Source organism: Delftia sp. Lp-1, from assembly GCF_020523835.1.
Taxonomy (GTDB): Bacteria; Pseudomonadota; Gammaproteobacteria; order Burkholderiales; family Burkholderiaceae_C; genus Comamonas; species Comamonas acidovorans.
Genome location: NZ_JAJALJ010000001.1, coordinates 3,529,304 through 3,548,547 on the forward strand (window position 1 = coordinate 3,529,304; position 19,244 = coordinate 3,548,547).

At 66.6% G+C, this 19,244-nt stretch carries 19 protein-coding genes; 3 read left to right on the forward strand and 16 right to left on the reverse strand.

Annotated features, from left to right (window positions below; translation table 11 throughout):
• Positions 1-19 precede the first annotated feature (19 nt).
• Positions 20-739, forward strand: coding sequence for a fumarate/nitrate reduction transcriptional regulator Fnr (gene fnr / locus LGR64_RS15900; protein WP_034391808.1), 720 nt, complete (start codon positions 20-22; stop codon positions 737-739).
• Positions 740-820: 81 nt separating this feature from the next.
• Here the strand turns inward: fnr and LGR64_RS15905 are convergent, their stop codons facing one another.
• The 9 genes from LGR64_RS15905 to LGR64_RS15945 all read right to left on the reverse strand — a co-directional run bounded on the left by LGR64_RS15905 (position 821) and on the right by LGR64_RS15945 (position 9,174).
• Positions 821-1,108, reverse strand: a complete 288-nt coding sequence (locus tag LGR64_RS15905) for a hypothetical protein (protein WP_013803226.1) — start codon at positions 1,106-1,108, stop codon at positions 821-823.
• Positions 1,109-1,287: 179 nt separating this feature from the next.
• Entirely contained in the window at positions 1,288-1,602 is a 315-nt protein-coding gene (locus tag LGR64_RS15910; protein ID WP_012204628.1) for a FixH family protein, read from the reverse strand.
• A gap of 57 nt (positions 1,603-1,659) precedes the next feature.
• Positions 1,660-3,114 (reverse strand): cytochrome c oxidase accessory protein CcoG, encoded by a 1,455-nt coding sequence (gene ccoG, locus LGR64_RS15915; RefSeq protein WP_230356059.1) that lies wholly within the window; start codon positions 3,112-3,114, stop codon positions 1,660-1,662.
• Positions 3,115-3,191: 77 nt separating this feature from the next.
• Entirely contained in the window at positions 3,192-4,109 is a 918-nt protein-coding gene (ccoP, locus tag LGR64_RS15920) for a cytochrome-c oxidase, cbb3-type subunit III (RefSeq protein ID WP_012204626.1), read from the reverse strand.
• Positions 4,110-4,136: 27 nt separating this feature from the next.
• On the reverse strand, positions 4,137-4,274 hold the full coding sequence (locus tag LGR64_RS15925) for a cbb3-type cytochrome oxidase subunit 3 (RefSeq protein WP_012204625.1): 138 nt from the start codon (positions 4,272-4,274) through the stop codon (positions 4,137-4,139).
• Positions 4,275-4,285: 11 nt separating this feature from the next.
• Positions 4,286-4,918 carry a cytochrome-c oxidase, cbb3-type subunit II gene (ccoO, locus tag LGR64_RS15930; RefSeq protein ID WP_012204624.1) on the reverse strand — a complete coding sequence of 211 codons (633 nt, stop codon included), beginning with the start codon at positions 4,916-4,918 and terminating at the stop codon, positions 4,286-4,288.
• A gap of 19 nt (positions 4,919-4,937) precedes the next feature.
• Positions 4,938-6,374, reverse strand: a complete 1,437-nt coding sequence (ccoN, locus tag LGR64_RS15935; protein WP_063326627.1) for a cytochrome-c oxidase, cbb3-type subunit I — start codon at positions 6,372-6,374, stop codon at positions 4,938-4,940.
• A 63-nt stretch (positions 6,375-6,437) separates the two neighbouring features.
• Positions 6,438-6,575 (reverse strand): cbb3-type cytochrome oxidase assembly protein CcoS, encoded by a 138-nt coding sequence (gene ccoS / locus LGR64_RS15940; RefSeq protein ID WP_013803228.1) that lies wholly within the window; start codon positions 6,573-6,575, stop codon positions 6,438-6,440.
• Positions 6,576-6,738: 163 nt separating this feature from the next.
• Positions 6,739-9,174 (reverse strand): heavy metal translocating P-type ATPase, encoded by a 2,436-nt coding sequence (locus LGR64_RS15945; protein ID WP_230356060.1) that lies wholly within the window; start codon positions 9,172-9,174, stop codon positions 6,739-6,741.
• 116 nt (positions 9,175-9,290) lie between these two features.
• On the opposite strand from LGR64_RS15945, the gene LGR64_RS15950 reads away from it, so the two are divergent.
• Positions 9,291-9,734: a universal stress protein gene (locus LGR64_RS15950; RefSeq protein WP_012204620.1), complete on the forward strand. Its 444-nt coding sequence runs from the start codon at positions 9,291-9,293 to the stop codon at positions 9,732-9,734.
• 108 nt (positions 9,735-9,842) lie between these two features.
• Here LGR64_RS15950 and LGR64_RS15955 read toward each other — a convergent pair whose 3' ends face one another.
• The 4 genes from LGR64_RS15955 to LGR64_RS15970 form a co-directional block, all read right to left on the reverse strand.
• A complete protein-coding gene (locus tag LGR64_RS15955; RefSeq protein ID WP_043819527.1) occupies positions 9,843-11,396 on the reverse strand; it encodes a malonate--CoA ligase in 1,554 nt (517 codons plus the stop codon).
• A gap of 43 nt (positions 11,397-11,439) precedes the next feature.
• A complete protein-coding gene (locus tag LGR64_RS15960) occupies positions 11,440-12,627 on the reverse strand; it encodes a CaiB/BaiF CoA transferase family protein (RefSeq protein WP_230356062.1) in 1,188 nt (395 codons plus the stop codon).
• Between the two features lie 17 nt (positions 12,628-12,644).
• Positions 12,645-13,613 (reverse strand): Bug family tripartite tricarboxylate transporter substrate binding protein, encoded by a 969-nt coding sequence (locus LGR64_RS15965; protein ID WP_230356064.1) that lies wholly within the window; start codon positions 13,611-13,613, stop codon positions 12,645-12,647.
• Positions 13,614-13,795: 182 nt separating this feature from the next.
• The gene (locus LGR64_RS15970; RefSeq protein WP_012204616.1) at positions 13,796-14,545 is read right to left on the reverse strand and encodes an enoyl-CoA hydratase/isomerase family protein; all 750 of its coding nucleotides are present in this window, start codon (positions 14,543-14,545) and stop codon (positions 13,796-13,798) included.
• A 39-nt stretch (positions 14,546-14,584) separates the two neighbouring features.
• On the opposite strand from LGR64_RS15970, the gene LGR64_RS15975 reads away from it, so the two are divergent.
• Complete coding sequence (locus tag LGR64_RS15975; protein WP_013803234.1) at positions 14,585-15,301, forward strand: GntR family transcriptional regulator; 717 nt, start codon at positions 14,585-14,587, stop codon at positions 15,299-15,301.
• A gap of 12 nt (positions 15,302-15,313) precedes the next feature.
• Here LGR64_RS15975 and LGR64_RS15980 read toward each other — a convergent pair whose 3' ends face one another.
• The 3 genes from LGR64_RS15980 to LGR64_RS15990 form a co-directional block, all read right to left on the reverse strand.
• Positions 15,314-16,468 (reverse strand): esterase-like activity of phytase family protein, encoded by a 1,155-nt coding sequence (locus LGR64_RS15980; RefSeq protein ID WP_230356066.1) that lies wholly within the window; start codon positions 16,466-16,468, stop codon positions 15,314-15,316.
• A gap of 116 nt (positions 16,469-16,584) precedes the next feature.
• Positions 16,585-17,583: a Bug family tripartite tricarboxylate transporter substrate binding protein gene (locus LGR64_RS15985; protein ID WP_016445190.1), complete on the reverse strand. Its 999-nt coding sequence runs from the start codon at positions 17,581-17,583 to the stop codon at positions 16,585-16,587.
• A gap of 96 nt (positions 17,584-17,679) precedes the next feature.
• Entirely contained in the window at positions 17,680-19,125 is a 1,446-nt protein-coding gene (locus LGR64_RS15990; protein WP_230356068.1) for a malonyl-CoA decarboxylase, read from the reverse strand.
• Positions 19,126-19,244 lie beyond the last annotated feature (119 nt).

The following is a 19,244-nucleotide window of genomic DNA, read 5'->3' on the forward strand; positions in this document are numbered from 1 at the left end:
CGCTGATGTTTATCACTCCATGAACCTTCAGACCATCAAAGCCTCCTGCTCCAACTGCAACCTGCGCGAACTGTGCATGCCCATGGGCCTGGATGCCGAGCAGATGCAGCGCATCGACGACATCGTGGCCACGCGCCGCAAGGTCAAGCGCGGAGGCCTGCTGTTTCGCAACGGCGAGACATTCACCTCGCTGTACGCCATCCGCACCGGCTTCTTCAAGACCTGCGTGGCCACCGAGGACGGACGCGACCAGGTCACAGGCTTTCAGATGGCCGGCGAGATCATCGGCCTGGACGGCATCGTCAACGACCACCACACCTGCGATGCCGTCGCGCTGGAAGACGCCGAAGTCTGCGTCATGCCCTTCGACAAGCTGGAAGACCTGTCGCGCGAGGTCACGGCCCTGCAAAACCATGTGCACAAGGTCATGAGCCGCGAGATCGTGCGCGAGCACGGCGTGATGCTGCTGCTGGGCAGCATGCGCGCCGAAGAGCGCCTGGCCGCCTTCGTGCTCAACCTGGTGCAGCGCCTGCATGCGCGGGGCTTTTCCAAGTCCGAACTGGTGCTGCGCATGACGCGCGAGGAAATCGGCAGCTACCTGGGCCTGAAGCTGGAGACGGTGAGCCGCACCTTCTCCAAGTTCGCGGACGACAACATCATCGAGGTGCGCCAGCGCCATCTGCGCATCCTGGACACGGAGGCGCTCAAGCGCATCGTCAACAGCCAGCAGTGCCAGTGAGGCTGCAAGGGCGGCAAGCATTCATCCGCCAATGAACAAGGCCCGCGACAGCGGGCCTTGTTCATTGCGGCGGGCTCTCGCTCAGTCCCGCCCCAGCCCCTGCATGGCCAGGTCCGGGTCGGGCTCGGAGACCACGCCGTCATTGAGATCGCGGGCCGAGCGGCCCAGCATGGTGGTCATCAGGCTGGAGAGCATGGTCACGCCCCAGAAGGCGAAGAAGGCCAGCGTGTAGATGCCCTGGCGCGACCAGCCCAGGTCGCCGAGCCAATGCAGCTCCAGCGGATCCACAAAGGCAAAAACCAGCATCTCCATCACGGCGGCTGCCAGAAAGGCAGGCCAGGCAATCCACATCCAGCGTTGGGCCAACATCAGCGATCTCCTTGTGCTGTCGAGGGGTCGCCTTCATTGTGCGCCGCGCCAACGCATGGCGCCAAGCCCCGCAGCGCCCTGCACGCCTGTAGGAAACCCTCACCCGTCGCGCATGCCGGAGATGCGATCCGCCATGCAAAAAGGCCGCGACTGCGGCCTCTTGCAGGGGTGCACGGCGATCAGCGGTCCGTGGGGTGATCGTGCGCGGGCGTGGCCGCATGGTTGCGGCCGGTGACGGCGGGCGCCATGCTCTTGGGCACTTCGCGCACGCCATCGGCACGCTCGTTGATCGTGATGCCGTTGCGGTAGTAGTCGGGGTCGATCACGGGATCGGCGCCATTGATGGCGATGATGGCCGTGATCACGGCAGCGACCACCACGGCCGCCGGGCCGGCCACCACCAGCCAGACATGGCCGAACTTCCACCAGGGCTTGCCGGCGTCGGGGTGCGATGGAGCCTGCGCGGGCGCGGACACTGCGGGACTGGAAGACATGGGAAACCTCTTTCTTTCAGGCGGCAGGCGCGGACCGTGCCGCGCCTGCCAGGAACATCACCGGGGCACCAGGAAGACGGCCTTTTCGGACGCGCGTCCCGCGCCCGAATGCACGGCATCGATATCGAAGAATACGGTGTGCGAGCCCGGCTCGGCCGAACCGTAGGGAATCTGCAGGCGCGCCGCAATGCCGCGCGTCTCGGCCGGGCCGACCTCGACTTCCTGCTCGGACGCCAGCTCCAGCCCGTCCAGGCCATGGGTGCTGATGCGGTAGCGCTGGGCCTGCTCGGTGGCATTCATGATCTGCAGGCGGTAGACATTCTCCAGCTTGCCGCCCGCCACGATGCGCGACAGCGAGGCGCGGTCGCGGATCACGTCCACCTTGACCGACTGGCGCAGCGCCAGGCTCACGATCATGGCCACGCTCAAGCCGATCAGCACGGCCGAGTAGATCAGCACGCGCGGACGGAAGATGCGGCGCAGCACCTGGGCACGCCGCCACAGGCCGGCCATGGCGTTCTGCGTGGTCAGGCGGATCAGGCCGCGCGGGTACTCCATCTTGTCCATGATGGAATTGCAGGCGTCTATGCACAGGCCGCAGCCAATGCATTCGTATTGCAAACCGTTGCGGATGTCGATGCCCACGGGGCAGACCTGCACGCACATCTTGCAGTCGATGCAGTCGCCCAGGCCCTGGGCCTTGTAGTCCACCTTCTTGGTGCGCGGCGCACGCGGCTCGCCCCGGCCCGTGTCGTAGCTGACGATCATGGTGTCCCGGTCGAACATGGCGCTCTGAAAGCGCGCATAGGGGCACATGTACTTGCAGACCTGCTCGCGCATGTAGCCCGCGTTGCCATAGGTGGCAAAGCCGTAGAACAGCACCCAGAACATCTGCCAGCTGCCCTGCAGCGCCAGCAGCTCGCCGCCCAGCTCGCGGATGGGCACGAAGTAGCCCACGAAGGTGAAGCCGGTCCACAGCGCAATGGCGATCCACAGCAACTGCTTGAGCGACTTCTTCCAGGCCTTCTCGAAGGTCCAGCCGTTCTTGTCCAGCCGCATGCGCGCGCTGCGGTCGCCTTCGACCTTGCGCTCCACCCACATGAAGATCTCGGTGTAGACCGTCTGCGGGCACGAGAAGCCGCACCACAGGCGCCCGGCCACGGCCGTGAACAGGAACAATGCCAGCGCCGAGATGATCAGCAGGCCCGCCAGGTAGATGAAGTCCTGCGGGTACAGCACCAGCCCGAAGAGATAGAAGCGCCGCGTTCCGAGGTCGAACAGCACCATCTGGCGCTGGCCCCACTCCAGCCAGGGCAGGCCGTAGAAAACCAGTTGGGTGAGAAACACCAGGGCCCATCGCCAGCGTGCGAAGACACCGCTGATGGAGCGCGGGTAGACCTTCTTTTCCGACTCGAACATCGACACCAGCTCGCCCGGATCAGGCGTGGCCGGCGTGATCGGAATGACTTTGCGGGGAGGCTTCCCGGTGTCATCCCCGCTCTCGGGCTTCATGGTGGGTTCCTTTGTTTTTTTGAAATATCTGAAAACTCAAAACGCAAAAAGGCGGCGCCGCAGCGCCGCCCCTGTGCTTACTGACGGACTGCGCCGTCTTTGTGCGACATGCCCCAGACATAGGAAGCAAGCACCGCGATCTGCGCCTCGGTCAGCTTGTCCTTCTGGGCAGGCATCTCGTTGTGCTTGCCGTTGTTGATCATGGCCGTGATGGCGGCCTCGCCCCAGCCGTGCAGCCAGATGTCATCGGTCAGGTTGGGCGCGCCCAGGGCCTGGTTGCCCTTGCCGTCCATGCCGTGGCAGGCAGCGCAGGCCGTGAACTTGGACTTGCCCAGCGAGGCCTTGAGCGAATCGTGCGGGCTGCCCGACAGGCTCAGCACATAGTGCGAGAGGTTGCGCACATCGTCGGGCGTGCCGACGGCAGCGGCCATGGGCGGCATGATGCCGATGCGGCCGCCCGTGATGGTTTCCCTGATCTTCTCGGGCGTGCCGCCATGCAGCCAGTCGCCATCGGTCAGGTTGGGGAAGCTCTTGCCGCCGCGTGCATCCGAGCCGTGGCACTGTGCGCAGTTGTTCATGAACAGGCGCTCGCCGATGGCCATGGCCTGGGGATCCTTGGCCATGTCTTCGGTGCTCATGCTCGTGAACTTGGCGTACAGCGGCTCCAGGTCCGCGCGGGCCTTGGCCATCTCGTTTTCATAGGCGCCCAGCTGCGTCCATCCCAGCTTGCCCGCGAACGAGCCCAGGCCCGGATAGGCCGCCAGGTAGGCGAAGCCGAACACCGAGGTGATGATGAACAGCCACATCCACCACTTGGGCATGGGGTTGTTCAGCTCGCGCAGGTCCTCGTCCCAGACGTGGCCCGTGGTGTTGTCGGCCGATGGGACCACCTTCTTGCGTGCGGTGAGATACAGCAGCAGCAGGCAGCCGATGATGCCGCCCAGCGTGATCGCCGTGACATAGATCGACCAGAAGTTGTTTACGAAATCGCTCATGGGAAGTTCTCGTTCTGGTGGAGGGACTCAGTCTTGCTCGAACGGCAGCTGGGCGGCCTCGTCGAAACGGGCCTGGTTGCGGCGGGCGAACGCCCACCACCAGATGCCGATGAAGCAGGCCAGCGAGGCCAGCGTGGCCACGATGCGCATGGTGGTGATGTCCATGTCGCTCTCCTTTACTTGACCGAACGGCCCAGGACCTGCAGGTAGGCGATGACGGCGTCCATTTCCGTCTTGCCCTTGACCTGCTCGGCAGCGCCGCTGATTTCCTCGTCGCTGTAGGGCACGCCCACCTTGCGCAGCGCGCTCATGTGCTGGGCGACCACGGTGTCATCCACCTTGTTCTTTTCCAGCCAGGTGTAGGCAGGCATGTTGGACTCGGGAACCACGTCGCGCGGGTTGTTCAGGTGGATGCGATGCCATTCGTCGCTGTACTTGCCGCCCACGCGGTGCAGGTCGGGACCCGTGCGCTTGGAACCCCACTGGAAGGGGTGGTCATAGACGAACTCGCCAGCCACTGAGTAGTGGCCGTAGCGCATGGTCTCGGCGCGGAAGGGGCGGATCATCTGCGAGTGGCAGTTGTAGCAGCCCTCGCGCAGATAGACGTCGCGGCCCATCAGCTGCAGCGGCGTGTAGGGCTTGAGGCCCGCCACCGCTTCCGTGGTCGACTTCTGGAAGAACAGCGGAACGATTTCCACCATGCCGCCGACGGCGACCACCAGCAGGGTCAGAACGATCAGCAGGAAATTGTTGGTTTCCACCTTCTCGTGGGAAAAGCTCTTGGGAGCGCTATTGTTGTGATCGGACATGAGTAATGCTCCTAGACGCTCAGGCGTGGGCCACGACGGCAGGCACGGCCACCTTCACCGAACGGCCCGAGATCGCGGTCTTCCAGGTGTTCCACAGCATGACCAGCATGCCGCCCAGGTACAGCAGGCCACCGGCCACGCGGATCACGTAGAACGGATAGCTGGCCTTGACGCTTTCGACGAAGGTGTAGGTCAGCGTGCCATCGGGATTGACGGCGCGCCACATCAGGCCCTGCATCACACCGGCGATCCACATCGCGGCGATGTACAGCACGATGCCGATGGTGGCCATCCAGAAGTGCAGTTCGATGGCGCCCACCGAGTGCATCTTGGTCTTGCCGAACAGGCGCGGGATCAGGTAGTACAGCGAGCCCATGGTGATCAGGCCCACCCAGCCGAGGGCGCCCGAGTGAACGTGGCCCACGGTCCAGTCCGTGTAGTGCGACAGCGCGTTGACGGTCTTGATGGACATCATCGGACCTTCGAACGTGGACATGCCGTAGAACGACAGCGACACGATCAGGAAGCGCAGGATGGGGTCGTCGCGCAGCTTGTGCCATGCGCCCGACAGCGTCATCACGCCGTTGATCATGCCGCCCCAGCTGGGAGCCAGCAGGATCAGCGAGAACACCATGCCCACGGACTGCGTCCAGTCGGGCAGCGCGGTGTAGTGCAGGTGGTGAGGACCCGCCCACATGTAGGTGAAGATCAGCGCCCAGAAGTGGACGATGGACAGGCGGTAGCTGTAGACCGGACGGCCAGCCTGCTTGGGGATGAAGTAATACATCATGCCCAGGAAGCCTGCGGTCAGGAAGAAGCCCACGGCGTTATGGCCGTACCACCACTGCACCATCGCGTCCTGCACGCCGGCGTAGGCCGAGTAGCTCTTCATCCAGCCGGCGGGAATGGCCGCGCTGTTGACGATGTGCAGCAGTGCCACGGCGATGATGAAGGCGCCGAAGAACCAGTTGGCCACGTAGATGTGACGGACCTTGCGGATGCCGATGGTTCCGAAGAACACGATGGCATACGAGACCCAGGTCACGGCGATCAGCAGGTCGATCGGCCACTCCAGTTCGGCGTACTCCTTGCCCTGGGTGTAGCCCAGCGGCAGGCTGATGGCGGCGGCGAGAATGACGATCTGCCAGCCCCAGAACGTCAGGCTGGCCAGCTTGGGCATGAACAGCCGCGTCTGGCAGGTGCGCTGCACCACGTAGTAGCTGGTTGCGAACAGCGCCGATCCGCCAAAGGCAAAGATCACGGCGTTCGTGTGCAGCGGACGCAGGCGTCCGTAGCTCAGCCATGGAATGCCGAAGTTGAGTTCCGGCCAGGCCAGCTGCGAGGCGATCAACACCCCGACAGCCATGCCTACCACCCCCCAGACGACGGCCATGATAGAGAACTGCCTTACGACGGAATCGTCGTAATAGACAGCGTTTTTATTTGAACTATCCATCGTGCACCCCTTAGATTGCTATCAAAGTGTTACGTTCTTCGCTCCCGGGCGTGTTGACCCACGTCAATCGTCCCGAAGAATGCGCTCACCCTCTTGCTCCACACTCTCGAACTGCCCGCGATACACGGCCCACCACAGGGCCGCAAGGATGGCCAGCACCAGCACCACCGACAGCGGGATCAGCAAATACAAAATATCCATGGTCAGTTCCCCGTGGCGCTGACGCGCCACGCCTTGCCCCCAGAACGGGCGCGATCCAGCTCAGTGACACCGAGCAAGAGCCGCCTCGCGGCGAAGGTGTCGTTCCCCTCCCGCGAAGCGAGAGAGGGGGAAGCGGCGCAGCCGCTCAGGGGGTGTATTTCCATCAGAACCTCCCCACCGTTGCGGTGGAGCCCGTCTTTATCGCGACGGACGCTGCGGGCGCAGCAGGCGTGCCCGTGTGTTTCGTTGCAGCCAGTGGCAGGCTGCGCGCAAGGCGCGCGGCATTCATCACCACCAGCAGCGAACTCAGTGCCATTCCCAGGCCGGCCACCCAGGCAGGCATGAAGCCCGCCAGGGCCAGCGGAATCGACACCGCGTTGTAAGCGGCTGCCCAGGCCATGTTCTGGCGCACCACCTGCAGCGTGCGGCGCGACAACAGGCATGCCTGGAGTACCAGTTCCAGGCTGTCACCCAGAACAACGAAATCTGCGCGCGATTGTGCCAGGGGCACTGCTCTACCAAAAGCAAAAGAGACATGCGCTCCAGCTAAAACTGGGCCGTCGTTGAGGCCGTCGCCCACCATGGCCACGTGGTGGCCGGCAGCCTGCGCCTGCTGCAGGCGCTCCAGCTTGTCCTGCGGGCTGCAGCCGCCTTCGGCCTGGGTGATGCCCACGCGCGCCGCCATGGCGCGGGCCGCGTCCTCGCGGTCGCCGGACAGCAGCATCACCTGTACGCCATGCCGGTGCAGCGCCTGCACCACGGCGGCGGCCTCGGGCCGCACGTCCTCGCTGAGGACGAAGCGGGCCAGCGTGTGCCAGCCCTGCGAGGTCTCCTCGGCCAGCAGCACACCCTGCACGGGCTGCTCCCCGGCCAGGCCTGCGTGCAGGGCCGAGCCCAGCCGCAGATGGCGGCGCGCGCCGGGGCGCTGCACCCAGGCGTCCAGGCCCAGGCCAGCCATTTCCTGCATGGTGTCCAGCTTCCAGTCGGTGGCGGCATCGGCGCCAGCCTGCGCAATGGCGCGCGAGGCCGGGTGGATGGACTGGCGCGCCAGCAGCGCCGCCAGTGCCAGCACTTCGTCGGCGTCTTCGCCCGCAGCAGGCTCGAAGGACGACAGGGCCAGGCCATCGCGCGTGAGCGTGCCGGTCTTGTCGAACACCAGGGTGTCCACGGCGGCCAGCGCCTCCAGGCCCTGCAGGTTGCGCACCAGCACGCCGCTGCGCGCCAGCGTGCCGGCGGCAGTGAGCATGGCCACGGGCGTGGCCAGCGACAGCGCGCAGGGGCAGGTCACGATGAGCACGGCCACCGCCACCATCATGGCCTTGCCGGGATCGGTGGGCCACCACCAGATGGCGGCGCCCAGTGCAGCCAGCAGCACCACGACGAGAAAGGGCCGCGCCACCTTGTCGGCCAGCTGGGCCAGGCGCGGCTTTTGCAGCGAGGCGCTTTCCATCAGGCCCACGATCTGGGCGAAGCGCGTATCGGCGCCCACGCCATCCACGCGCACATCGACCACGGCATCCAGGTTGTAGCTGCCGGCCGTGACGGTATCGCCCTCGGCACGCAGCACGGGCGTGGACTCGCCGGTGAGCAGGGCCTCGTCGGCATGGGTGCGGCCGCGCACGATGGTGCCGTCGGCCGGGAAGGCCTCGCCACTGAGCACGCGCACCCGGTCGCCCGCCCGCAGGCGGCGCGTGGCCACGCGCTCGAAATGGCCGGCTGCGTTCTCGCGCAGCACGGCATCGGGCAGGCGGTTCATCACCGCCTCCAGCGCGCCGGCCGTGCGGTCGCGCAGGCGCAGCTCCAGCCAGCGGCCGGACAGCAGGAAGAAGACGAACATGGTCAGCGAGTCGTAGAAGACTTCCTCGCCGAAGGGGCCCGAAGGATCGAAGGTGCCCAGCGAACTGATCACGAAGGTGATCAGCATGCCCAGGGCCACGGGCAGGTCCATGCTCACACGGCGCTGGCGTATGTCGCGCAGCGCGCTGGAGAAGAAGGGGCCGCAGCAAAACAGCACCACGGGCAGCGAGATGACCCAGGAGGCCCAGCGCAGCAGCGCCTCCATCTCCTGCGACAGGTCGCCGGGGCGGGCCACGTAGGCGGGCCACGCATACATCATGACCTGCATCATGCAAAAGCCGGCCACCAGCCAGCGCCACAGCGCACGGCGGCTCTCGGCCTGGCGGCGCTCGCGCGCAAAGGCATCGCGTGCGGGAAGCGCCTGGTAGCCGGCGCGCCGCACGGCCTCCATCCACTCGGAGGGAAGCACCTGCGCGTGGCGCCAGGTGACACGGGCGCGGCGCGTGGCAGCACTGACTTCGGCCTTCTCCACTCCGGGCACGGCACGCAGCGCATCCTCGATGGTCAGGGCGCATGCGGCACAGTGCATGCCTTCCAGAACGACGTGCGAATCCCAGGCGGGAAAGTCGGTAGGTTCCTTGGAAGGGTCGGCGGGAGTTGCGGGGCCTGCGGGCCGTCCGAACGAACTCCACTCCTGCGGATCATCCAGCAGCCGGGCGGTGGCCTGCTGCGAGTGCGAGGGGCCTGAATCAAGCGCCGCCACTGCCGCCTCGCTGGATGGGGCTATCGTGGTGTGGGGCATGGTTCTTAGCGTAATCGGGCCGCATGATAAGCGTATTGACATTAATCAACCGTTAACTCATGGTTGGGTCTATGCTGACTTCATCCCACCCATCAGCACACACGAAAGGAGCACGCATGTACAACCGCATCCTGATCGCCACCGACGGTTCCGAGCTTTCCGACAAGGCCGTGGACAGCGGGCTGGGCCTTGCCGCGCTGTGCGGCGCCAGCGTCGTCGTCGTCCAGGTGGTGCAACACTATCCGCGCAGCTACTTCGAGGGCGGCGAGACCGTGGACCTCAAGCAGATCGAGCGCATCGAAGGCCAGTGGACTTCCAACGCGCAGACCGTGCTGGATGCCATCCATGCCAAGGGACAGGCTCTGAAGGTCAACGTGACCACCGAGATCGTCAAGTCCGACCTGGTCGCCGAAAGCGTGATCGACGTGGCCAAGCGCCGCGACTGCGATCTCATCGTCATGGCCTCGCACGGCCGCAAGGGCCTGCAGCGCCTGCTGCTGGGCAGCGAGACGCAGCATGTGCTCACGCACACCCATATCCCCGTGCTCGTCCTGCGTTGAAGGGTAGCGGCAGCCTCGGCGGCCGCCACACAAAAAAAGGCATCGGCGGCGCCGATGCCTTTTGCTTTTTCAATCAGACCAGGGCGCAATCCGCACCCTGGCGCCAACTCAGGCGAACAGCTGCTTATGTTCGTCGCGCAGCAGGTTCTTCTGCACCTTGCCCATGGTGTTGCGCGGCAGCTCCTGCACTACGAAGCAGCGCTTGGGAATCTTGAAATTGGCCAGCTGGCCCTTGAGCGCATCGACCACCGCCTGGGGCTCCAGGGCGGCACCGGGGCGCGGCACGACCACGGCCACGCCCACTTCGCCGAAGTCCGGGTGCGGCACGCCGACCAGGGCGCTTTCGGCCACGCCGGGCAGCTCGTTGATGAAGCCTTCGATCTCGGCCGGATAGACGTTGTAGCCGCCCGAGATGATCAGGTCCTTGCTGCGGCCCACGATGCTCACATAGCCCCGCTCGTCGAGCTTGCCCACGTCGCCCGTGCGGAACCAGCCATCGGCCGTGAACTCCTCGGCCGTCTTCTCGGGCATGCGCCAGTAGCCCTTGAACACATTGGGGCCACGCACCTGGATGTTGCCGATCTCGCCCACGGGCACCTGCTCGCCTGCGTCGTCCACGATGCGCACACCCACGCCGGGCAGCGCAAAGCCCACGGTGCCGGCGCGGCGCTCGGACTGGCCGCCGTTGTGCGCGTCGGCGCGGTAGGGATTGGAGGTCAGCATGATGGTCTCGCTCATGCCGTAGCGCTCCAGGATGACGTGGCCGGTGCGCTCCTGCCAGTCGCGGTGCGTCTCCACCAGCATGGGTGCCGAGCCCGAGATGAACAGCCGCATGTGGGCCGCCGCCTCGCGCGTGAGCCGCGCGTCCGCCAGCATGCGCACATAGAGCGTGGGCACGCCCATGAAGACAGTGGCGTCGCGCATGCGCGAGATCACCGTGCCGGGCTCGAACTTCGACAGCCAGATCATGGGGCTGCCATTGATCAGCGCGCCGTGGATGGCCACGAACAGGCCGTGCACATGGAAGATGGGCAGCGCGTGGATGAGCACGTCGCCGTCCTGCCAGCCCCAGTAGTCCTTGAGCGTCTCGGCGTTGGACAGCATGTTGCCGTGCGTGAGCATCGCCCCCTTGCTGCGGCCCGTGGTGCCGCTGGTGTAGAGGATGGCGGCCAGGTCGTCCTCGCCGCGCTCCACCACCTCATGCTCGTCGCCATGGTGGGCCGCGCGTTCCAGCAGCGTGCCGCTGCGGTCGTCGCCCAGGGTGTAGACATGGGCCACGCCCGAGGTGAAGGCGATCTTGGAGACCCAGCCGAAATTGCCTGGCGCGCAGACCACGACGGCGGGCTCGGCATTGCCCACGAAGTATTCGATCTCGGCGCTCTGGTAGGCCGTGTTCAGCGGCAGGAAGACATGGCCGCTGCGCAGCGTGGCCAGATAGAGCATCAGCGCCTCGACCGACTTTTCCACCTGCACGGCGATGCGGCTGGCGGGCGGCAGTTGCAGCGACTGCAGCAGGTTGGCCATGCGCGCGCTGCCACGGTCCAGGTCGGCCCAGCTGTAGAACAGGCTGGCGCCGTCCGCGCCTATGGCCTCTACGGCCCACTTCTGCAGATCCTGGGGAAAGGCGGCGCGCAAGGCAGCGAACAGATTGCGGTTGGTCATGGCTGTGAAGAAGAAGGAAGAGTCCGCGGGAAGCAGGGAAATCTCAGGCACGTTCATGGTTGGGCGAAGGCTGCGCCACGGACAGCTCGCGCAGGATGCGCTCGCGGTCCGCGTCCAGCGCGGGCGGCTGCCTGCGCACCAGGGGCTGATCGCACGCGGCCAGCAAGGGGTTGCCCGCCACGCGCAGCGTCTGGCCACCGGGGGCCTGCACCTGGGCCAGCATGCCGCGCTCGCGCACCTGGGGGTGCTCGACGACATCGGCCACGCTGTTGTACTCCCCCGCCGGGATGCCATTATCAGTGAGCAGGCGCAGCCAATGCGCCCTGGGACTGTCCCGCAGGCGCGCCTCCAGCGCAGCCTTGAGTTCGGCCTGGTGCTCGCAGCGCAGGGCATTGCCGGCAAAGCGCGCGTCCCCGGCCAGTTCGGGCAATTGCAGCAGGCTGCACAGCTTGCGGAACAGCGCATCGCTGCCCACGGCGATGACGAACCAGCCGTCCTGCGCCGCGAACACATCGAAGGGGGCCATGGACGGATGCCGCGTACCCATGGGCCCCGGCACGCTGCCCAGCGCACCGAGCCGCGCCACGGGGTTCTCCAGCAGGGCTACCTGGCAGTCGAGCATGGAGACATCGACACGTTCGCCCTGCCCCGTGCGGGCGCGGCGCATGAGCGCAGCCTGCGTGCCGATGACGGCATACAGCCCCGCGCCCAGGTCGCCGATGGACACGCCCACGCGGCAGGGCCCGGCGCCCGGGTGACCGGTCACGCTCATCATTCCGCTCATGGCCTGCACCACCATGTCGTAGGCAGGAAAGCCGCTGTAGGGACCTGTCTGGCCGAAGCCAGAGACCGACGTCATCACCAGCCGGGGATGGCGCGCATGCAGGGTCTCCCAGCCATAGCCGAGCTTGTCCATGGTGCCGGGGCGGAAGTTCTCGACCAGCACATCGGCGCCTTGCAGCAGGTGCTCGAAGACCTCGCGGTCCTGCGGCTGCTTGAGGTCCAGCGCAATGGATTCCTTGTTGCGGTTGACGGAGAGGAAATAGGCCGAGCCCCCGTCCACAAACGGCCCGATGCCGCGCGCATCGTCGCCCGTGCCGGGCTGCTCCACCTTGATCACGCGCGCGCCCAGGTCGGCCAGCATCTGCGTGCACATGGGGCCGGCCAGCACGCGCGTGAGGTCGATGACGGTAAGGCCTTCCAGCGGCAGGCCCGTGGCTTGTTCATTCATGGTTTGATCATTCATATTCACTGCAATCCGGCGCCGGAACGCTGGGTCAGGGCCTTGGACTCCTGACCTTCCTTGAGGGCCCAGGCACGGAATTCCTCAAGGGATGCCGAGGGCGCGGCCAGATTGCCCTGCTTGGCCAGCCTGGCCTTCACATCGGGGTCTTCCAGTGCCTTGGTGCTGGCATCGAACAGCTTCTTGGCCACCTCCTCGGGCAGGCCCGCCGGTGCGAACAGGCCGAACCAGAAGGTGTAGTCAAAGCCCGGCACGCCGGACTCCTTCATGCCCGGCAGGTCGGGGAAGAGCGGCGAACGTTCTGCCGTGCTCACGGCCAGCATGCGCAGCTTGCCCGCCTGGGCCAGCGGCAGCACCGAGGGCGGCGTGCCGAAGGTCAGGTCCACATCGCCGGCGGCCACGGCCTGTATCGATGGCGCACCGCCCTTGAACGGCACATGCAGCATGCGCAGGCCGCCGCTGGCGCCCGCGAACGACAGCGTGGCCAGGTGCGTGATCACGCCTGCGCCCGAGGAGGAATAGCTGAGCTTGTCGGGCTGGCTGCGCGCCAGCGCCACCAGATCGCCCACGCCCTGGCCCGGAAAATCCTTGCGCACGGCCAGCAGCATGGGGGCCGAACTCCAGCGCGTGATGCCCGTGAAATTGCGCGCGCGGTCATAGCGCGCGCTCTTGTAGAGCAGCTGGTCCGAACCATAGATATTGGCGCTGCCCAGCAGCAGCGTGTAGCCGTCGGGCGCTGCACGCGCCACATGCTCGGAGGCCAGCGTGGTGCCGGCGCCCGGGCGGTTGTCCACCAGCAGGGGCTGGCCCAGGATCTTGCCGACCTTGTCGGCCACGATGCGCGCCACCGCGTCGGCGCCGCCACCGGGCGGAAATCCCACGACCAGCGTGACGGGCCGCGCGGGATAGGACTGGGCCATCGCGCCACCGGCCAATCCGGCCAGCAGCAACGACAGTGCAAAACGCTTGAACATGGCTTGTCTCCTGTTTATTGATACCCCCTGAGTCGCTGCGCGCCTTCCCCCAAAGGGGGACGACACCCTCGGTGCGGGAGCGGCCCTTCCTCGGTGTCCCCGAGTTGGGCCGCGCCGGTTCCGTGGGCTGTGGGCGGTAGGCAGCACCACGGGCAATCTGCGTGTATGCGGGAGGATGCGGTTCAGCGCCCCTTGAACTCCGGACTGCGCTTCTCGCGCCAGGCCCGGCCGCCTTCCTGCAGGTCTTCGGAGGCGATGCTGCGCTGCACCTCGCGCGTGATCTCGGCCACGTCATGGCGGCCACGCGCGATCAGGTTCAGGTGCTTTTTCATGCCGAACAGGGGGATGGGCGCCATGGCGGCCAGCGTGCCGGTGAGCTGCTCCACGGCCGCGGCGAAGGCGGCGGGATCGGCCAGATGGGTCAGGAATCCGCAGGCCTTCATCTCCGGGGCCTGGATGCGCTCGCAGGTCAGGAACAGCCGCTTGGCCGTGTCCAGGCCCAGGCGCGAGACATAGCGCTCCAGCCCGCCCGCGTAGAAATGCAGGCCCAGGCGCGCGGCCGGCATGAACATCTCGGCCGCCGTGCTGCCCACGCGAAAGTCGCAGGCCAGGGCCATGTCCGTGGCGCCGCCGTAGACGCCGCCGTGGATGGCGGCCACGGTCACGGCGCGGCATTGTTCGATGGCGTCCACCATCTCGCCGAAGCTGCTGCCCTCGGTCTGGCTGCCCTGGATCTCTGATATATCATAACCACTGCAAAAGTACTTGCCTTCGCTGCGCAGCACCACCACGCGCACATCGTCGCGGTGGTTGATATGCTCCATGTGCGCGACCAGCGCGCCCAGGTCTTCCGGGGCCAGCTTGTTGGCCGCTTCGGGACGCTGCAGCGTGATGGTGGCCAGGTGATCCTGGATGTCGAGTCTGGGTGTCATATGTATCAGTCAGTCAATCAGATATATTTGAATTAGAAAATGCTTCCAGCCAAGCAGCCATTGGAGAAAACCCCGGCCACGTCCAGCCTGCAGGAGCGTATACGGCAATCGCTGGAAGACGAGCTGCGCTCGGGCGCCATGCGGCCCGGCGACGCCATCGACGAGCCGGCCCTGTGCGAACGCTTCGGCGCCTCGCGCACCCCCGTGCGCGAGGCGCTGCTGCTGCTGGTGGCCAAGGGGCTGGTGGAGATCGTTCCGCGCTCGGGCATCTATGTGCGACGGCTGGATGCGCGCGAGCTGGTGGCGATGATGGAAGGCCTGGCCGAGCTGGAAGGTGTGCTGGCCCGGCTGGCTGCCACGCGCATCCATGCGCAGCTGCGCGAGCGGCTGCAGGCGGCGCTGGCGCACACCGCCGCCTGCGCCCAGGCGCAGGATGCCGAAGGCTATGTGCAGGCCAACATGCAGCTGCACGAACTGATATACGAGGCCAGCGGCAACGACTTCATCGTGGAGCAGACGCGGCTGCTGCGGCTGCGCATCACGCCCTACCGGGGCCGCATGTTCGAGAAGCCTGGCCGGCTTGCGCGCTCGCAGCAGGAACACGCCACCGTGGTGGCCGCCATCTGCGCAGGCCAGGCGGAGGTGGCCGCCGAGGCCATGCGCCAGCACATCTGCGCAGGCGGCAGCGCCTTCACCGACATGGTGCTGGGCGCGCCCGCGCAGGCGGGCTACGAGCGCCCGCGCAAGTCAAGGTAGCGCGAAGAGGGCTCAGGGCCGCACTTCGAAGGCCAGGAACTGCGTGACCTGGTTGTCCGCGAAGTTGTTGTCGGCCACCAGCACCAGGGTACGGTTGCCGTTGGCCAGGCGCGGACCCCAGGAGATGCCTTCGATGTTGTCGAGCTTGACGCCTTGGTAGGTCACGGGCATTTCCAGCAGCAGCTCGCGCTTCATGGGCTTGTAGCTGGCGCCCACCAGGCTCTTGAAGCTGCGCACATCGGTGGTGTCCGGCTCGATGGTGGCGCGCGTCAGGCGGATGGTGTTGCCCACGCCATCGGCAAAGGCGCGCTCGATGGCGATGAACTCGTTGTTGGAGACGGCCAGCAGCTCGGGCAGGCCGTTGTCCGGCGGAAAACTGCCGCTGGCGGCCTTGTCCAGCGGAATCTTCGGCAATGCGTAGGCATACTGCGCGCCCGACTTGCCCGTGGCCGGATCGAGCTTGAGGACGCGGATGACGCTGCCCGCCGCCAGCGTGGTGAGGGGGCCGTCTTCCACCAGCGCATCCTCGTTGGCCGTGAACACGCTGCCGTCGGGCGTGACGGCCAGGGCCTCGAACAGCTTGTTGTTGCGCCCTCCGCTGGTGGTGTTGTCCACGTAGTTGAAGGCCGCAGGCGTCTCGAAGTCGCGCACGAAGCTGCCGTCGACCTTGATCTCGCGCACGAAGGGCTGGAACAGGCTGGCGGGGTCGGTGCTGAAGTTGCCCTCGCTGGACACGTAGAGGTTGCCGTTGGGCGCCACGCGGATGCCTTCGGGGTCCACGGTGCGGCGCGTGCTGGGCAGCGGCTGGCCGTCGCGGCCCTTGAGCGTGACCATCTTGCGGATGGTCACGGCCTGAATGGCCTTGTCATCGAACTGAATGCCCAGGTTGTAGAAGCGCGGCGTGCCACGCTCGCCGCCGCGCTCATCGGAGATGGCCCAGTAGCTGCCATCGGGCGCGCGGTCCAGGCCGGAGATGCCGCCGAACTCCACGCCGTCGAACAGTGTCTTGGTCCTGATGCTGTAGTCGCCGATCAGCCGCAGCGAGCCGATGGTCTCGGGGCCGTCGTCGCTGCCGCCGCAGCCTGCCAGGCCCGCGGCCGTGCCGAAAGCCAGGACCAGCGCGAGCAGCACGGATGCGGGCGAGCGGACCTTGTCTGCCTTGTTCATATTCCCTCCCAGGATGGATCTCAGAAGGGATGGACCGTAGCCAAGGCCCGTGACAGGGTGGTGACATGCACGCGCATGCCGCCGCCCTGCCCCTGCCCTGACCGGCCCCTCGTCCGCTACTCCAGCTTGGCGCCCGAGGCCTTGACCACCTGCGCCCAGCGCGCGATCTCGCCATGCACCATGGCCGCGAACTGCTGCTGGTTCATGCCGCCGTAGTCGGCGCCGTTGCGCGCCCAGATGGACTTGATCTCTTCGGCCGAGCCTATGCGCTGCACCTGGTCGATGACCTGGGCCTGCACGGCCTGCGGCGTGCCCTTGGGCGCCCACAGGCCGTACCAGGTCGTGACCGTGTAGTCGGGCAGGCCGGACTCGGCCGCGCAGGGCACGTCGGGGAAGGCGGGGTTGCGCTTGTCGCCAGAGACCATCAGCGCACGGATGCGTCCGCTCTTGATGTGCTGGGCCGACGAGCCCAGGCCGTCGAACATCATGTCCACATTGCCGGCGATCAGGTCCTGCAGCGCCGGGCCTGCTCCCCGATAGGGAATGTGGGTGATGAAGGTATTGGTCTGCAGCTTGAACAGCTCGCCGGCCAGGTGGTGCGAGGTGCCCGCGCCCGCCGAGGCGTAGTTGAGCTTGCCCGGCCGCTTGCGCAGGTCGGACAGCAACTCCTGCACGGTCTTGTGCGGCACGTTGCGCGGGTTGACCACCAGCACCTGGGGCACGCTGGCCAGCAGGGCCAGTGGGATGAAGTCGCGCTCCAGGTCATAGTCCAGGCGCGGGTACATGGATGGCGCAATCACATGGTGGGTGCCACCCATGAAGAAGTTGTAGCCGTCCGGCGCCAGCTTGGCCGCGTAGCTGGCGCCCAGGGTGCCGCCTGCGCCGCCGCGGTTGTCGATCACCAGGGTCTTGCCCGCGCTTTTGGCGAACTGGGCCGAGAACGGGCGGGCAAAGGCATCGGTGCCCCCGCCGGCCGGAAACGGCACGACCAGGTTCACGGGTTTGGACGGCCAGTCCGCCGCCGCGCGGGCCGCCATGGGCAGGGCCAGCGCGGCCATCGAGGCCCCGGCTGCGCGCAACACCGCGCGCCGCCCCGTGGGGTGGGAAGCTTGCATGACTTGTCTCCTTGTCGCCTCTTTGAGGCTGTCTTCGTTGTCAGGCGCAGCAGTCCCTGTGCAAGAAAAGGGGCACGGCCTGCGCCGCGCCCCTTTTCATTTGCACAGGGCTTCGATGTCCGAGGACACCGGTATGCGGCCCTGCGCCAGCAGGCCGCGATGCTTGTCCAGGCGCTTGAGGTCGTAGAGGTAGTTGACCATCAGCCCCAGCGACTGCTTGAGTCCCTTGGCCGACAGGTCGGCCGCCCAGTTGAGCCGCTCCACGCGCGCGCCATTGCCCAGGTGAAAACGCGCCACCGGGTCCAGCGGCCGGCCCTTGGCCGTCTCGCGCCCAAGATAGTGGGCAGCGCAGAACAGAAGTGCGCGGCGCACCGGTGCGTCGGGCTTGAGATCCTGCGGCGCATCCAGCGCCGCCAGCAGGTGCTCGGCGCCCATACCGCCGGCCTTGAGCTCGAAGGCCTTGCGCTGGCGCTCGTCCATCTTCTCCAGGATGGCATCGCCGTGCTTGGCGATCCAGGCGCGCAGGCCCGGAATGGGAGACAGCGTGGCGAAATGGCGCAGCCGGGGGAACTCGCCCGTCAGCGTCTCCACCACATGCTTGATCAGCGAGTCGCCAAAGCTCACGCCGCGCAGGCCGGTCTGGGTGTTGCTGATGGAGTAGAAGATCGCCGTGGTGGCACGGCCCAGGTCGGAGGCCGCCGCCGTCTCGTCCAGCAGCGGGGCAATGCTGTCGGACATCCGGTCCACCAGCGCCACCTCCACGAAGATCAGCGGCACGGTGGGCATGCGCGGGTGGAAGAACCCGTAGCAGCGCCGGTCGCTGTCAAGGCGGTTCTTGAGGTCGGCCCAGCTGCGAATGTCGTGCACGGCCTCGTACTGGATGAGCTTTTCGATCAGCGAGGCCGGCGAGTCCCAGCTCAGGCGGCGCAGCTCCAGCAGGGCCACGTCGAACCAGTTGGCAAACAGATGCTCCAGCTCGGCGTCCAGCGCGGAAAAGCGCTGCTGCTCCGCCTTGGGCAGGGCCAGCAGTTCGGCGCGCAGGTCCACCAGAAAGCCCATGCCGCCCTGGGGCTGGGCAAAGCGCTGCAGCAGCCGCGTGCGCGGCGACATCAGCGCGCGGCGAAGGTCCATCTCGGCCTGGCCGCGCTCGGCATCGCTGGCCGCCGTGTCATAGCGCTTGCGCGCGGCCATCAGGGCTTCGGTATCGGGGCCGAACTGCTCGACGATCAGCGCCCAGAAATCCTTGTGCGCGGGCAGCTCGGCCTGGGCGTACCAGTCCATGAGCAGTTGCGCATGGCGGCCGCCCTCGACATCGCTCAGGCCGGCATCGGCGGCAGCCTGCAGGTCTTCCATGAGCTTGCGCAGCTCGCGCGGGGACAGCACTTCCTGGCCGCGCCGCAGGGTGGCCTGCAGGCGCTGGACCGTGCCGCGCGGCGCGGGACCCTTGGCTGCCTCGCCCTCGGACTTTGTTGCAGGCGCAGCCGCATCGGTGCTGCGAAAGCGGGACACATTGCGGGCAATCCAGTCAGTAGCCAGACCCATTCAGAAGTTCCTCCATGTCAAGCGGTCACGGGACTGTCATGCCGCCAATCGGCCAATGACAATCTTTTGCTGCTCACATTATGAGAGTCTGCACGGCAGACCGTGTACGCCGATGTCGC